This window comes from Pseudomonas sp. NPDC087803 (assembly GCF_044742995.1).
Lineage (GTDB): Bacteria > Pseudomonadota > Gammaproteobacteria > Pseudomonadales > Pseudomonadaceae > Aquipseudomonas.
In genome coordinates, this window is record NZ_JBIUVO010000011.1 from 48,902 (window position 1) to 63,143 (window position 14,242).

18 protein-coding genes and 1 pseudogene are annotated in these 14,242 nt (G+C 60.8%); 12 read left to right on the forward strand and 7 right to left on the reverse strand.

Translation table 11 applies throughout. From position 1 onward, the window contains the following. Positions 1-98 precede the first annotated feature (98 nt). Positions 99-530, reverse strand: a complete 432-nt coding sequence (locus ACIOUG_RS09625; protein ID WP_401064732.1) for an NINE protein — start codon at positions 528-530, stop codon at positions 99-101. 248 nt (positions 531-778) lie between these two features. Here ACIOUG_RS09625 and ACIOUG_RS09630 point away from each other — a divergent pair, with 248 nt between their 5' ends. Continuing rightward, positions 779-1,405, forward strand: coding sequence for a C40 family peptidase (locus ACIOUG_RS09630; protein ID WP_003229112.1), 627 nt, complete (start codon positions 779-781; stop codon positions 1,403-1,405). 121 nt (positions 1,406-1,526) lie between these two features. Here ACIOUG_RS09630 and ACIOUG_RS09635 read toward each other — a convergent pair whose 3' ends face one another. Continuing rightward, entirely contained in the window at positions 1,527-2,561 is a 1,035-nt protein-coding gene (locus ACIOUG_RS09635) for a type IV pilus twitching motility protein PilT (protein ID WP_041063525.1), read from the reverse strand. Between the two features lie 56 nt (positions 2,562-2,617). Here ACIOUG_RS09635 and ACIOUG_RS09640 point away from each other — a divergent pair, with 56 nt between their 5' ends. The 10 genes from ACIOUG_RS09640 to ACIOUG_RS09685 all read left to right on the forward strand — a co-directional run bounded on the left by ACIOUG_RS09640 (position 2,618) and on the right by ACIOUG_RS09685 (position 9,648). After that, positions 2,618-3,304, forward strand: coding sequence for a YggS family pyridoxal phosphate-dependent enzyme (locus tag ACIOUG_RS09640; protein ID WP_401064735.1), 687 nt, complete (start codon positions 2,618-2,620; stop codon positions 3,302-3,304). Between the two features lie 28 nt (positions 3,305-3,332). Continuing rightward, entirely contained in the window at positions 3,333-4,151 is an 819-nt protein-coding gene (gene proC / locus ACIOUG_RS09645) for a pyrroline-5-carboxylate reductase (RefSeq protein ID WP_401064737.1), read from the forward strand. Between the two features lie 10 nt (positions 4,152-4,161). After that, entirely contained in the window at positions 4,162-4,752 is a 591-nt protein-coding gene (locus tag ACIOUG_RS09650; protein ID WP_027610578.1) for a YggT family protein, read from the forward strand. Then, a complete protein-coding gene (locus ACIOUG_RS09655) occupies positions 4,749-5,042 on the forward strand; it encodes a DUF167 domain-containing protein (RefSeq protein WP_401064739.1) in 294 nt (97 codons plus the stop codon). The genes ACIOUG_RS09650 and ACIOUG_RS09655 overlap by 4 nt, the downstream gene beginning before the upstream one ends. Before the next feature lie 230 nt (positions 5,043-5,272). Then, positions 5,273-6,412 carry a homoserine O-acetyltransferase gene (locus ACIOUG_RS09660; protein WP_258676957.1) on the forward strand — a complete coding sequence of 380 codons (1,140 nt, stop codon included), beginning with the start codon at positions 5,273-5,275 and terminating at the stop codon, positions 6,410-6,412. A gap of 7 nt (positions 6,413-6,419) precedes the next feature. Further along, the gene (gene metW, locus ACIOUG_RS09665) at positions 6,420-7,040 is read left to right on the forward strand and encodes a methionine biosynthesis protein MetW (protein WP_003229126.1); all 621 of its coding nucleotides are present in this window, start codon (positions 6,420-6,422) and stop codon (positions 7,038-7,040) included. Positions 7,041-7,066: 26 nt separating this feature from the next. Further along, positions 7,067-7,501, forward strand: a complete 435-nt coding sequence (locus ACIOUG_RS09670; RefSeq protein WP_401064741.1) for a DUF4426 domain-containing protein — start codon at positions 7,067-7,069, stop codon at positions 7,499-7,501. Next, positions 7,498-8,094 (forward strand): RdgB/HAM1 family non-canonical purine NTP pyrophosphatase, encoded by a 597-nt coding sequence (rdgB, locus tag ACIOUG_RS09675; protein WP_401064743.1) that lies wholly within the window; start codon positions 7,498-7,500, stop codon positions 8,092-8,094. Before ACIOUG_RS09670 ends, rdgB begins: the two co-directional genes overlap by 4 nt. Then, entirely contained in the window at positions 8,091-9,296 is a 1,206-nt protein-coding gene (hemW, locus tag ACIOUG_RS09680; RefSeq protein WP_401064746.1) for a radical SAM family heme chaperone HemW, read from the forward strand. Before rdgB ends, hemW begins: the two co-directional genes overlap by 4 nt. Positions 9,297-9,324: 28 nt before the next feature. After that, the gene (locus ACIOUG_RS09685; protein ID WP_003229134.1) at positions 9,325-9,648 is read left to right on the forward strand and encodes a DUF3392 domain-containing protein; all 324 of its coding nucleotides are present in this window, start codon (positions 9,325-9,327) and stop codon (positions 9,646-9,648) included. 220 nt (positions 9,649-9,868) lie between these two features. Here ACIOUG_RS09685 and trmB read toward each other — a convergent pair whose 3' ends face one another. The 4 genes from trmB to ACIOUG_RS09705 all read right to left on the reverse strand — a co-directional run bounded on the left by trmB (position 9,869) and on the right by ACIOUG_RS09705 (position 12,362). Beyond that, entirely contained in the window at positions 9,869-10,594 is a 726-nt protein-coding gene (trmB, locus tag ACIOUG_RS09690; RefSeq protein WP_047297147.1) for a tRNA (guanosine(46)-N7)-methyltransferase TrmB, read from the reverse strand. 9 nt (positions 10,595-10,603) lie between these two features. Then, entirely contained in the window at positions 10,604-11,398 is a 795-nt protein-coding gene (locus ACIOUG_RS09695) for a thiazole synthase (protein ID WP_007964131.1), read from the reverse strand. Between the two features lie 189 nt (positions 11,399-11,587). Continuing rightward, positions 11,588-11,788: a sulfur carrier protein ThiS gene (gene thiS, locus ACIOUG_RS09700; protein WP_401064750.1), complete on the reverse strand. Its 201-nt coding sequence runs from the start codon at positions 11,786-11,788 to the stop codon at positions 11,588-11,590. A gap of 196 nt (positions 11,789-11,984) precedes the next feature. Next, positions 11,985-12,362, reverse strand: a complete 378-nt coding sequence (locus ACIOUG_RS09705; protein ID WP_401064753.1) for a DUF423 domain-containing protein — start codon at positions 12,360-12,362, stop codon at positions 11,985-11,987. A gap of 74 nt (positions 12,363-12,436) precedes the next feature. Between ACIOUG_RS09705 and mtgA the strand changes: the two genes are divergently transcribed. Then, entirely contained in the window at positions 12,437-13,159 is a 723-nt protein-coding gene (gene mtgA, locus ACIOUG_RS09710; protein WP_025109130.1) for a monofunctional biosynthetic peptidoglycan transglycosylase, read from the forward strand. Positions 13,160-13,357: 198 nt separating this feature from the next. On the opposite strand, the pseudogene rpoH reads toward mtgA, so the two are convergent. Then, positions 13,358-14,212 (reverse strand): annotated as a pseudogene (gene rpoH / locus ACIOUG_RS09715) (RNA polymerase sigma factor RpoH). Between the last annotated feature and the right edge of the window lie 30 nt (positions 14,213-14,242).

Genomic DNA, 14,242 nt, shown 5'->3' on the forward strand with positions numbered 1-14,242 from the left:
TATTCGCGAGCAAGCCCGCTCCCACACTGGATCGCCGATCGACACAAACTCTGTGTTCACTGGAGATCTAATGTGGGAGCGGGCTTGCTCGCGAAGGCTTACTGGAAGGCGCCTCTGCCCTCGGCGTTGCGTACCGACACCTGATCATTCAGCGTCCAGAAGTCATACAGCACCCCGACAAAGAACAACCCGCCGGTCAGCAGATACAGCAAACCGCTGATCCACTTGCCCTGGTACATCCGGTGCACGCCGAACACGCCCAGGAACGTCAGCAGAATCCACGCCACGTTGTATTCGATCGGCCCTGCGACAAAGCGCAGATCCGCCTGGCGATCCATTGCCGGAATCAGGAACAGGTCGATCAGCCAGCCAATACCCAGCAATCCGAAGGTGAGGAACCAGATCGTCCCGGTCACCGGCTTGCCGTAATAGAAGCGGTGAGCGCCGGTGAAACCAAAAATCCACAGCAGATAACCGATGATTTTGCTGTGTGTATCCTGCGGTGCAGCGACCTGCTGATAGCGGTTCATGAAGACCTCGATTCACACGATAGATAAATTTTCTTTAATTCTTTGTGACTTTTTTACATGTAGCCGACGTACGGCAAATGTTACCGTGTCGTCCGTCAAAGCCTTATGGCACCGGACTTCTGTCCGACAATTGCGTCCGTTTGCCGCTTAATTGGTTCCGTTGCCCTCTGATGGAATCGACCAACGGCCTCGGAAGGGACAAAAAAGCTGTTATAAAGTTGCGCGCTAACACATAAGAGCCACGCCTAATGCGACCATTTTTCAAGACATGGCTAACCATCTGCCTATTAATGCCACTGGCCGCCCACGCCACCAATCGTGAGCAACGTCTTCCCAACGTCAACGGTTTCACCCCTAAATCCCATGCTTCGGCTCCTTCGAGCAAGAGCAGCAAACAAACGAAACACACCACCCTCGCCAGCAAGAATCACGGCAAGCTGGTGCCGCCGATGGCCAACAAGGAAAGCAGCAACGTCCTGAGCCGTGCGGTGAACGTCCTCGGTACTCCATACCGTTGGGGCGGCAGCAGCCCAAGTAAAGGCTTCGACTGCAGCGGACTGGTGAAATATGCGTTCAACGACGCCACGTTCGACCTGCCACGCACTTCCAACGCGATGGCCAGCGGGCATGGCGAGAAAGTCGAACGCAAGGATCTGAAACCGGGCGACCTGATTTTCTTCAACATCAAGAGCCGTCGGGTCAACCACGTTGCCATCTATCTGGGCAACGACCGCTTCATCCACGCACCACGCCGTGGCAAAGCGGTAAGCATCGACACGCTGAACAAGCCGTACTGGGAACAGCATTACGTGGTTGCCAAGCGTGTGCTGCCAAAAGAACCGGCCGGCAAGCAGATGCGCGTCGTTCAACGCTGAAACACGATCAACTGTGGCGAGGGAGCTTGCTCCCGCTGGGCTGCGCAGCAGCCCCAAAATCTTGTGAGCGCTACGCGCTCAAGCGGGAGCAAGCTCCCTCGCCACAGGTGCATTCCAGCCTTTAGAAATTATCCGGCGTCCGCGCCTTCTCCCGCGCATGCTCGCGACTGATCAAGCCCTTGGTCACCAGTTCCTTCAGGCACATGTCGAGTGTCTGCATCCCCAACGACCCGCCGGTCTGAATCGCCGAATACATCTGCGCCACCTTGTCCTCGCGGATCAGGTTCCGGATCGCCGACGTTCCCAGCATGATCTCGTGCGCCGCCACCCGCCCGCCGCCGATCTTCTTGATCAGGGTCTGCGACACCACCGCCAGCAATGACTCGGAAAGCATCGAGCGGACCATCGACTTCTCATCACCGGGGAACACATCCACCACGCGGTCGATGGTTTTCGCCGCCGAAGTGGTGTGCAGCGTGCCGAACACCAGATGCCCGGTTTCCGCAGCCGTCAGGGCCAGGCGAATGGTTTCCAGGTCACGCATCTCGCCCACCAGAATCACATCCGGGTCTTCGCGCAAGGCCGAGCGCAGCGCGGTGGCGAAGCTGCGGGTATCGCGATGGACTTCGCGCTGATTGATCAGGCATTTGCGCGATTCGTGGACGAACTCGATCGGGTCTTCGATGGTGAGGATGTGGTGGTGACGATGGGTGTTGAGGTAGTCGATCATCGCCGCCAGCGTGGTCGATTTGCCGGAACCGGTTGGTCCGGTCACCAGCACCAGCCCGCGCGGCGCATCGGTGATCTTGCGAAACACATCGCCCATGGCGAGGTCTTCCATGCTCAGCACTTTCGACGGAATGGTGCGGAACACCGCGCCGGCGCCACGGTTCTGGTTGAACGCATTGACCCGAAAGCGCGCGACGCCGGGGACTTCGAACGAGAAATCCGTTTCCAGGTGTTTCTCGAAGTCGACGCGCTGGGTGTCGTTCATGATGTCGTAGATCAGTTCGTGCACTTGCTTGTGATCCAGCGCCGGCAGATTGATCCGCCGCACATCGCCATCAACGCGGATCATCGGTGGCAGACCGGCCGACAGATGCAGGTCGGAAGCGCCCTGTTTGGCGCTGAACGCCAGCAGTTCAGTGATATCCATAGCGTCCCTCAATTCCAGTAGAATGCCGCGAACCTTCAGACCGCCGGCGCCTCTTGATGTCCACGATAGCAGACAACATTCTTCAGGTTAGTTCGCGTATCCAGGCAGCGGCCAAAGCTGCAAACCGTGATGAACACAGCATCCAGTTGCTGGCCGTGAGCAAGACCAAACCGGCGCAGGCCCTGCGTGAAGCCTACGCCGCCGGCCTGCGTGACTTTGGCGAGAACTATCTGCAGGAAGCCTTGGGCAAACAGCTCGAACTGGCCGACCTGCCCTTGATCTGGCACTTCATCGGCCCCATTCAATCGAACAAGACTCGCGCCATCGCCGAGCATTTCGACTGGGTGCACTCCGTGGATCGCCTGAAAATCGCCCAACGCCTGTCCGAACAGCGCCCGGCCGAGCTGCCGCCGCTGAACATCTGCATTCAGGTCAACGTCAGTGGTGAGGCCAGCAAATCCGGCTGCACCCCGGCCGACCTGCCGGCGCTGGCCGAGGCCATCAGCGCCCTGCCCCGGCTGAAACTGCGCGGGCTGATGGCGATTCCCGAGCCGACCGAAGATCGCGCCGAACAAGATGCCGCTTTTGCGGCCGTGCAACGTTTGCAGACCAGCCTGAATCTGCCGCTCGACACACTTTCCATGGGCATGAGCCACGACCTCGAGTCGGCCATCGCCCAAGGCGCCACGTGGGTGCGGATCGGTACCGCGCTGTTTGGCGCCAGAGATTACGGTCAGCAATGACCGACAGCCATCTGAAAAAGGACCTGACATGAGCAACACGCGTATTGCCTTTATCGGTGCCGGCAACATGGCCGCCAGCCTGATCGGCGGCCTGCGGGCCAAGGGTCTGCAAGCCAGCCACATTCGCGCCAGTGATCCGGGTGAAGAGACCCGCCAACGCGTCAGCGCCGAACACGGCATCGAAACCTTTGCCGACAACGCCCAGGCCATCGACGGCGTCGACGTTATCGTGCTGGCGGTCAAGCCACAGGCGATGAAAGCCGTGTGCGAAGCCATCCGCCCCAGCCTGCAACCACAGCAACTGGTGGTGTCGATCGCCGCCGGCATCACCTGCGCGAGCATGACTGCGTGGCTCGGCGAGCAGCCGATCGTGCGCTGCATGCCGAACACCCCGGCGCTGCTGCGTCAGGGCGTCAGCGGCCTGTACGCCACCAGCGAAGTGAGTGCCGAGCAGCGTCAGCAGGCTGAAGAGCTGCTGTCCGCCGTGGGTATCGCGCTGTGGCTGAACGAAGAGCAGCAACTCGATGCGGTCACCGCCGTTTCCGGCTCCGGCCCGGCGTACTTCTTCCTGCTGATCGAAGCGATGACCGCCGCTGGCGTAAAACTCGGCCTGCCTAAGGAAATCGCCGAGCAACTGACCCTGCAAACGGCTCTGGGCGCCGCGCACATGGCGGTATCCAGCGATGTCGACGCTGGCGAACTGCGCCGCCGCGTGACCTCGCCAAATGGCACCACAGAGGCCGCGATCAAATCATTCCAGGCTGATGGCTTCGAAGCCCTGGTAGAAAAAGCACTCGGCGCCGCCGCGCACCGCTCGGCCGAAATGGCCGAACAACTGGGCAAATAAGGAGCCTTACATGATTGGATTGAACACTGCAGCGGTTTACGTGCTGCAAACCCTCGGCAGTCTGTACCTGCTGATCGTGCTGCTGCGCTTCGTCCTGCAACTGGTGCGCGCGAACTTCTACAACCCGCTGTGCCAGTTCGTGGTCAAGGCTACCCAGCCGCTGCTCAAGCCACTGCGCCGGATCATCCCGAGCATCTTCGGCCTCGATATGTCCTCGCTGGTGCTGGCGATTCTGGTGCAGCTGGCACTGATGGCCCTGACCCTGCTGCTGACCTACGGCACCACCGGCAACCCGCTGCAGCTGTTTATCTGGTCGATCATTGGCGTGACCGCGCTGTTCCTGAAGATTTTCTTCTTCGCCCTGATCATCAGCGTGATCCTGTCGTGGGTCGCGCCGGGCAGCCACAATCCGGGCGCTGAACTGGTGAACCAGATCTGCGAGCCGGCGCTGGCACCGTTCCGCAAGATTCTGCCGAACCTCGGCGGCCTGGACCTGTCGCCGATCTTCGCCTTTCTGGCGCTGAAGCTGATCGACATGCTGGTGATCAACAATCTGGCGGCAATGACCATGATGCCGGAAATCCTGCGCCTGCTGATGTGAGCTGGTTTCGCTGGGACGGCGACGATCTGATCCTCGAATGTCACCTGCAACCGGCAGCCCGCAGCGATGATTTCGCCGGGCTGCACGGTGACCGTCTGAAGATCCGCCTCACCGCGCCGCCGGTCGAGGGCAAGGCCAATGCGTATCTGATGGGCTTTCTGGCCAAGGCGTTTGGGGTCTCCAAGAGCCAGGTCAGTCTGCTCAGCGGCGAGTTGAACCGGCAGAAACGGCTGAAGATCTGTGCGCCGAAGAAGCTGCCGGATTTGCCTGATCTGACGCGTCCGGTCTGATCCACTGTGGTGAGGGGATTTATCCCCGATGGGGCGCGCAGCGGCCCCCTTGTTGTTGCCCACCCCATTCCTTCGGCACGGCCAAAGATTACAGGGCTGCTACGCAGCCATCGGGGATAAATCCCCTCACCACAAGGACTTCGCTCAATCAACGATCAGGCCCGATCGTTGCTTGCCGCTAACCCCCATGCTCTTTAGACTTACGCCTCATTTCAACGAGAGCAGGGTCGATGCCAGCTGCCTTTCCCCCCGATTCTGTTGGTCTGGTGACGCCGCAAACGGCGCACTTCAGTGAACCTCTGGCTCTGGCCTGTGGCCGTTCGCTGCCTGCCTACGACCTGATCTACGAAACCTACGGCACGCTGAACGCACAGGCGAGCAACGCCGTGCTGATCTGCCACGCCTTGTCCGGGCATCATCATGCCGCCGGCTATCACAGCGTCGACGACCGCAAGCCCGGTTGGTGGGACAGCTGCATCGGCCCCGGCAAACCGATCGACACCAACAAGTTCTTCGTGGTCAGCCTGAACAATCTAGGCGGCTGCAACGGCTCCACCGGCCCGAGCAGTATCAACCCGGAGACCGGCAAGCCATTCGGCGCAGATTTCCCGGTGCTCACCGTGGAAGACTGGGTGCACAGTCAGGCGCGTCTGGCCGACCTGCTCGGCATTCGTCAGTTCGCCGCCGTCATCGGCGGCAGCCTTGGCGGCATGCAGGCGTTGCAGTGGACCATCACTTACCCGGATCGCGTGCGTCACTGCCTGGCGATCGCCTCGGCCCCCAAGCTGTCGGCGCAGAACATCGCCTTCAACGAAGTGGCGCGCCAGGCGATCCTTACCGACCCGGAGTTCCACGGCGGTTCGTTCCAGGAAGCGGGCGTGATCCCCAAGCGCGGGCTGATGCTGGCGCGGATGGTCGGGCACATCACCTACCTGTCCGACGACTCGATGGGCGAGAAATTCGGCCGTGGCCTGAAGAGCGAAAAACTCAACTACGACTTCCACAGCGTCGAGTTTCAGGTCGAAAGCTACCTGCGCTATCAGGGTGAAGAGTTCTCCGGGCGTTTCGACGCCAATACCTATCTGCTGATGACCAAGGCACTGGACTACTTCGACCCGGCGGCGAACTTCGACGATAACCTGGCGAAAACTTTCGAAAACGCCACCGCCAAGTTCTGCGTGATGTCGTTCACCACCGACTGGCGTTTCTCCCCGGCCCGCTCGCGGGAGCTGGTGGATGCACTGATGGCGGCACGCAAAGACGTCAGCTATCTGGAAATCGATGCGCCACAGGGCCACGACGCCTTCCTGATTCCGATCCCGCGCTATCTGCAGGCGTTCGGCAATTACATGAACCGAATTACGGTGTGAACAAGCCATGAGAGCTGATCTGGAAATCATCCAGGAATGGATCCCCGCCGGCAGCCGCGTGCTCGACCTCGGTTGCGGCGACGGCGAGCTGCTGACCTGGCTGCGCGACAACAAGAACGTCACCGGTTATGGCCTGGAAAACGACGCCGACAACATCGCCGAGTGCGTGGCCAAGGGTATCAACGTCATCGAGCAGGACCTGGACAAGGGGCTGGGCAACTTCGCCAGCAACAGTTTCGACATCGTCGTCATGACCCAGGCCCTGCAAGCCGTGCACTACCCGGACAAGATCCTCGACGAGATGCTGCGGGTCGGTCGTCAATGCATCATCACCTTCCCCAACTTCGGTCACTGGCGCTGCCGCTGGTACCTGGCAAGCAAGGGCCGGATGCCGGTGTCGGAATTTCTGCCTTACACCTGGTACAACACGCCGAACATCCACTTCTGCACCTTCGAAGACTTTGAAGAACTTTGTCGCGAACGTGATGCGAAGGTCATTGATCGGCTTGCCGTGGATCAACAGCACCGCCACGGGTGGGCCAGTAAGCTATGGCCTAATCTGTTAGGTGAGATTGGTATCTACCGCGTCAGCAGCCCGGTGCTTGCAGATCATCGGGTCGCGGTCTGAACCACGACATTTCGAGGAGAACGATCATGGGTCGTCTAGCCCTGTTGTTACTGACCGCCTGCCTGAGCGCCAGCGCCATGGCGGCGGATGTCATCAAAGGCGAGCGCCAGGAAACCTTCGGCGACGTGACGGTGCACTACAACACCTTCAACTCCACGTACTTGCAGCCGGACATCGCCAAGGCAGCCGAGCTGATCCGCAGCAAGAACCAGGGCGTGATCAACGTCTCGCTGATCAAGGACGGCAAACCGCTGAGCGCCAACGTCACCGGCACGGTCAAAGACCTGACCAGCCAGAGCGTGCCGCTGAACTTCCGCCAGGTCACCGAACAGGGCGCGATCTACTACATCGCCCAGTACCCGGTGGAACAACAGGAAACCCGCACCTTTGAAATCAAGGTGCAGACGGGCGACAAGATCAACACCATCAACTTCAACCAAGAACTCTTTCCCGGCGAATGATGAACCTCAAGCAGCTCGTACTGGCCAGCCATAACGCCGGCAAACTCAAGGAACTCCAGGCCATGCTCGGCGACTCGGTGCAACTGCGCTCGATCGGCGAATGGAGCAAGGTCGAGCCGGAAGAAACCGGCCTGTCGTTCGTCGAGAACGCAATCCTCAAGGCGCGCAATGCCGCGCGCATCTCCGGGCTGCCGGCGCTGGCCGATGATTCCGGTCTGGCGGTGGACTTCCTCGGCGGCGCGCCGGGCATCTACTCGGCACGCTACGCCGATGGCAAGGGCGATGCGGCGAACAACGCCAAACTGCTCGACGCCTTGAAGGACGTGCCTGAAGCCGAGCGCGGCGCGCAGTTTGTCTGCGTGCTGGCACTGGTGCGGCATGCCGATGATCCGCTGCCGATTCTCTGCGAAGGCTTGTGGCACGGACGGATTCTGACCGCCGCCAGCGGTGAGCACGGTTTCGGCTACGACCCGCTGTTCTGGGTGCCGGAGCGTGACGTATCCAGCGCCGAACTGAGCCCGGCCGACAAGAACCAGATCAGCCACCGCGCCCGTGCAATGGATCTGCTGCGCCAGCGTCTGGACCTGAAATGACCGACAGCCCCTCCGCGTCGTCGCTGATCATCGGTGGCGCCGCCTCCTCGCCTCGGGCGCCGCTGCCTACGCTGCCGCCCCTGGCGCTGTACATCCACATCCCGTGGTGTGTGCGCAAATGCCCGTATTGCGATTTCAACTCGCACACCGCCAGCCCGGTGCTGCCGGAAGAGGATTACGTCGACGCGCTGCTGGCCGATCTCGATCAGGATCTGCACGCGGTGTATGGCCGTGAAATCAGTTCGATCTTCTTCGGTGGCGGTACGCCGAGTTTGTTCAGCGCCGAGGCGCTTGGGCGCTTGCTCAAAGGCGTCGAGCAGCGCATCCCGTTTGCGCACGACATCGAGATCACCCTGGAAGCCAATCCCGGCACCTTCGAGCAAGAGAAGTTCGTCGCCTACCGCAAGCTGGGGATCAATCGCCTGTCGATCGGCATCCAGAGCTTCCAGCAGCAGAAACTCGAAGCGCTCGGGCGCATCCACAACGGCGATGAAGCGGTGCGCGCGGCGGGCATGGCGCGGCAGGCCGGGTTCGATAACTTCAACCTCGACTTGATGCACGGCCTGCCCGATCAGTCGCTGGACGATGCCTTGAGCGATCTGCGCCAGGCGATTGAGCTGAAACCGACGCACATCTCCTGGTATCAGCTGACACTGGAGCCGAACACGGTGTTCTGGAACCAGCCGCCGGTGCTGCCGGAGGACGACACGCTGTGGGACATTCAGGAAGCCGGGCAAGCGCTGCTGGCCGAGCACGGTTACGCGCAATACGAAGTCTCGGCCTATGCCCAGCCCGGGCGTCCGGCGCGGCATAACCTCAATTACTGGAGTTTCGGCGACTTCATCGGCATCGGCGCCGGCGCCCACGGCAAGCTCAGCCACCCGGACGGGCGCATCGTGCGCACCTGGAAGACACGCCTGCCGAAGGACTATCTCAACCCGGCCAAGAGCTTCCAGGCTGGCGAAAAAGCCCTGAGCAACGACGAGATGCCGTTCGAGTTCCTGATGAACGCCCTGCGCCTGACCGCTGGTGTGGAATCGCGCCTGTATCCCGAGCGCACCGGCCTGGCGCTGGAAAGTCTCGCCGAGCACCGCCGCGAGGCCGAACAAAGCGGCCTGATGCAGGTCGAACCGTCACGTCTGGCGGCCACCGAGCGCGGACAACTGTTCCTCAACGACTTGCTGCAGAACTTTCTGAGCTGAGCCCCACGGCCGCCCCAAGGAAAAACCCATGGATTTGATACTCGATCTGCTCGCCACCGTGTCCCGCTGGAGCCGCAGCAACCTTTCGGAAATCGCCCTGGCGCTGGTGGGCTGCCTGTTGGTGCTGTTCGGCGCCGACTTCAAGGGCTGGGTCGAGCAGCGTCTGGGCAGCATCGCCGGCGCCCTGCGCGTACCGCTGATGGCCCTGCTGTGCGTGATCGGCAGCGGCGCCGCACTGATCTACGCCACGCCGTGGGTGGTCAAAGGCCTGAGCCAGTTCAACAACTACAGCCTGGCGCCGGTGTTGCTGGTGGTCCTCGTCCTGATCGGCGTCGTCGCTGACCGCCGCTGAATTTCGACACACATGACATCTGTAGGAGCTGCGGCACGCTGCGATCTTTTGATCTGCTGTTTCAAGATCAACAGATCGCAGCGTGCCGCAGCTCCTACAACGCACAAACAACTGTGGGAGCGGGCTTGCTCGCGAAGGCGTCGGATCAGTCAACATCAACATTGAATGATCCACCGCTTTCGCGAGCAAGCCCGCTCCCACATTGGGTTTTGCGTGATGCTTAGGAGATTTTCTCGAACTTCAGATCCCACACGCCATGCCCAAGACGTTCGCCGCGGCGCTCGAACTTGGTGATCGGGCGCTCGGCCGGGCGCGGTACGCATTTGCCGTCTTCGGCGAGGTTGCGGTAGCCCGGGGCGACGTTCATCACTTCCAGCATGTACTCGGCGTACGGTTCCCAGTCGGTGGCCATGTGCAGGATGCCGCCAACCTTCAGCTTGCTGCGTACCAGTTCAGCGAAGGACGCCTGAACGATGCGACGCTTGTGGTGACGGCTCTTGTGCCATGGGTCCGGGAAGAACAGCATCAGGCGATCGAGGCTGTTGTCGGCGATGCAGCGGTTGAGCACTTCGATCGCGTCGCAATCGTAGACCCGCAGGTTGGTCAGGCCCTGAGTCAGCACGCCGTTGAGCAGCGCGCCGACACCCGGACGGTGCACTTCAACACCGATGAAGTCCTGATCCGGTGCCGCCGCGGCCATTTCCAGCAGCGAGTGGCCCATGCCGAAACCGATCTCCAGCGAGCGCGGCGCCGAACGGCCGAACACCTGATCGTAATCCACCGGCGCGTCGGCCAGCGGCAGCACGTACAGCGGCGCGCCCTGGTCCAGACCGCGCTGCTGGCCTTCGGTCATGCGCCCGGCGCGCATCACGAAACTCTTGATGCGGCGGTGTTGGCGCTCGTCGCCCTCTTCCGTCTGGATAGGCGTGTCGTTCGATTCAGTCATCAATGGCTCTTACTTGATCAGACCATCCAGCGGCGAAGAGGCGCTGGCATAGAGTTTTTTCGGCATGCGGCCGGCGAGGTAGGCCAGGCGGCCCGCGACGATCGCGTGTTGCATGGCTTGGGCCATCATCACCGGTTGCTGGGCGTGGGCGATGGCCGAGTTCATCAGCACCGCGTCACAGCCCAGTTCCATGGCGATGGTGGCGTCGGAAGCGGTACCGACGCCGGCATCCACCAGCACCGGAATTTTCGCTTCTTCGAGAATGATCTGCAGGTTGTACGGGTTGCAGATCCCCAGACCGGAACCGATCAGACCGGCCAGCGGCATGACCGCGATGCAGCCGATTTCCGCCAGTTGCCGGGCGATGATCGGGTCATCACTGGTGTAGACCATCACGTCGAAGCCTTCCTTGACCAGCGTTTCCGCGGCCTTGAGGGTTTCGATCACGTTGGGGAACAGGGTTTTCTGGTCGGCCAGCACTTCCAGCTTCACCAGGTTGTGACCATCAAGCAGCTCACGGGCCAGGCGGCAGGTGCGCACGGCCTCGATGGCGTCATAGCAACCGGCGGTGTTCGGCAGGAAGGTGTAGCGATCCGGCGACAGCACTTCGAGCAGGTTCGGCTCGCCTTCGATCTGGCCGAGGTTGGTACGGCGCACGGCGAACGTGACGATCTCGGCACCCGAGGCTTCGATGGCCTGGCGGGTTTCTTCCATGTCACGGTACTTGCCGGTACCGACCAGCAAACGCGACTGGTAAGTACGACCGGCCAGAACAAAAGGCTTGTCGCTGCGAACGATGCTCATGGGGAATCCTCTTTAGGGGTGAGGGTCTTGCAGAATCCTTATTGGCCAAACGCTGTGAAAACGTCGCGAGCGAAGGAAAGACAAGGCAAAAACAGGCGAGGAAGCGGAGTTTACTGGTTGTAAATGAGCATTCCGAGCCTGTTTTTAACGCAGTATTTCCGAGCGCAGCAGTTTTCACAGTGTTTGGGGCTAGCCGCCGCCGATGGCGTGTACCACTTCGACGTTATCGCCGTCGTTGAGGACGGTGTCGGCATGCTGGCTGCGCGGGACGATATCCAGATTGAGTTCGACTGCCACCCGGCGACCGGTCAGGTCCAGACGAGTGATCAGGGCCGCAACGGTTTCACCGTCGGGCAGTTCAAAGGATTCGCCGTTCAACTGAATGCGCATGCGCAAGGCCGCCATCATTTTTAGGGGGTGGCATTCTAGCCCGATCACGCGGGGTGACCCAAGCCATTCGTCTTGAAACCCTTTACCCCGCTGAAATGGCCATACCCCCGTAGGAGCTGCCGCAGGCTGCGATCTTTTGATCTTCAAAAGCAAAATCAAAAGATCGCAGCCTGCGGCGGCTCCTACAGGGATCGGGTCAGGTCAGTTGCAGGCGCCAGGCGGCAAGCCCGAGGCATACCCAGCCGATCAGGAAGGCCAAGCCGCCGAACGGGGTGATGATGCCGAGCTTGCTGATGCCGGTGGTGGTCAGCACGTACAAACTGCCGGAGAACAGCAGGATGCCGACGGCGAACGAAATACCGGCCCAGGTCACCAGCCGCCCCTGGATCTGAGTGGCCAGCAGTGCGACGCCGAACAGCGCCAGGGTGTGCACCAGTTGATAGGTCACGCCCGTGTGGAAAATCGCCAGATACTCGGGGGTCAGGCGGCTTTTCAGGCCATGAGCAGCGAAAGCACCCAGGCCCACACCGGTAAAACCAAAGAAAGCGGCCAGCATCAGAAAGCCACGCAGCATGTGGAACTCCAGTCAGACTCGTTCGGCAGGGTCTGTATAATGGCCCGCTCTATCGGTTCGGCCAAGCCATCTCTATGCTGCGTTCACTTTTGCGTCGTCTCACGAAGGCCCTGCTCTGGTTCGCGGGCGGCAGTGTATTGCTGGTGTTGTTGTTTCGCTTCGTGCCGCCGCCGGGCACGGCGCTGATGGTCGAGCGCAAGGTCGAATCCTGGGTCGACGGCGAGCCTATTGACCTACAGCGCACCTGGAAACCGTGGGACGAGATCTCCGACGATCTCAAGGTCGCGGTCATGGCCGGCGAAGACCAGAAGTTTCCCGAGCATTGGGGTTTTGACTTCGGCGCGATCCAGGCTGCGTTGGCCCACAACGAACTCGGCGGCTCGATTCGCGGTGCCAGTACCTTGAGTCAGCAAGTGTCGAAGAACCTGTTTCTGTGGTCAGGTCGCAGTTATCTGCGCAAAGGCCTGGAAGCGTGGTTTACCGCGCTGATCGAGGTGCTCTGGCCCAAGCAGCGGATTCTTGAGGTGTATCTGAACAGCGTCGAGTGGGACGACGGGGTGTTTGGTGCCGAAGCGGCGGCACGCCATCACTTTGGCGTGAGCGCTAAATCCTTGTCCCGCCAGCAGGCGAGCTACCTGGCCGCAGTGCTGCCTAACCCTCGAGTGTGGAGTGCCAGCCATCCGACGGCTTATGTGTCGCGCCGGGCCGGGTGGATTCGGCAGCAGATGAGCCAATTGGGCGGGACCAGTTATCTGCTGGGGCTCAACGACTCGCGCCGGGCGCCTTGGGCCGAATAACCACATTCAATCATTCAGACCCCATCAACCACTGTGGGAGCGGGCTTGCTCGCGAAAGCGGAGTGTCAGTCACCGCCACTGCTGAATGACACTCCGCCTTCGCGAGCAAGCCCGCTCCCACAGGGGTTTTGTGTAAAACCGGAAATGAAAACGCCCCGATCATCGCTGATCGGGGCGTTTTTGTTTGCCAAGCGCCGGTTATGCGGCGATCGACAACTTGAGCTTGTTCATCGCGCTCTTCTCGAGCTGACGGATCCGCTCGGCCGACACGTTGTACTTCTGCGCCAGGTCGTGCAGCGTGGCTTTCTCTTCTGCCAGCCAGCGCTGGTAGAGGATGTCGCGGCTACGTTCGTCAAGCACTTACAGCGCATCGTGCAGGTTGTGGTTGGAGTTGTCGCTCCAGTCGGCATCTTCCAGTTGACGCGCCGGGTCGTACCGGTGGTCTTCCAGGTAGTTGGCCGGCGACTGGAATGCACTGTCGTCGTCAGCTTCGGCAGCCGGGTCGAAGGCCATGTCATGACCGGTCAGGCGGCTTTCCATCTCGCGCACTTCACGTGGTTCGACGCCAAGGCTTTCCGCCACACGGTGGACTTCCTCGTTGTTCAGCCACGCCAGACGTTTCTTCTGGCTGCGCAGGTTGAAGAACAGCTTGCGCTGGGCCTTGGTGGTCGCGACTTTCACAATGCGCCAGTTGCGCAGGATGAACTCGTGAATTTCCGCCTTGATCCAGTGCACGGCGAACGACACCAGACGCACACCCATTTCCGGGTTGAAGCGCTTCACGGCCTTCATCAGGCCGACGTTACCTTCCTGGATCAGGTCAGCCTGAGCCAGACCGTAGCCGGAATAGCTACGGGCAATGTGTACGACAAATCGCAGGTGGGCGAGCACCATCTGCCGAGCCGCCCCCAAATCCTGCTCATAGTAGAGACTCTCGGCCAGTTCACGCTCCTGCTCCGGCGTCAGCAATGGAATGCTGTTGACGGTGTGCACATAGGCTTCCAGGTTCGCACCCGGAACCAACGCATACGCAGGTTGCAAAGAATTGGTCATGCGAAAAAACCTCCCACTTACATACTCGTG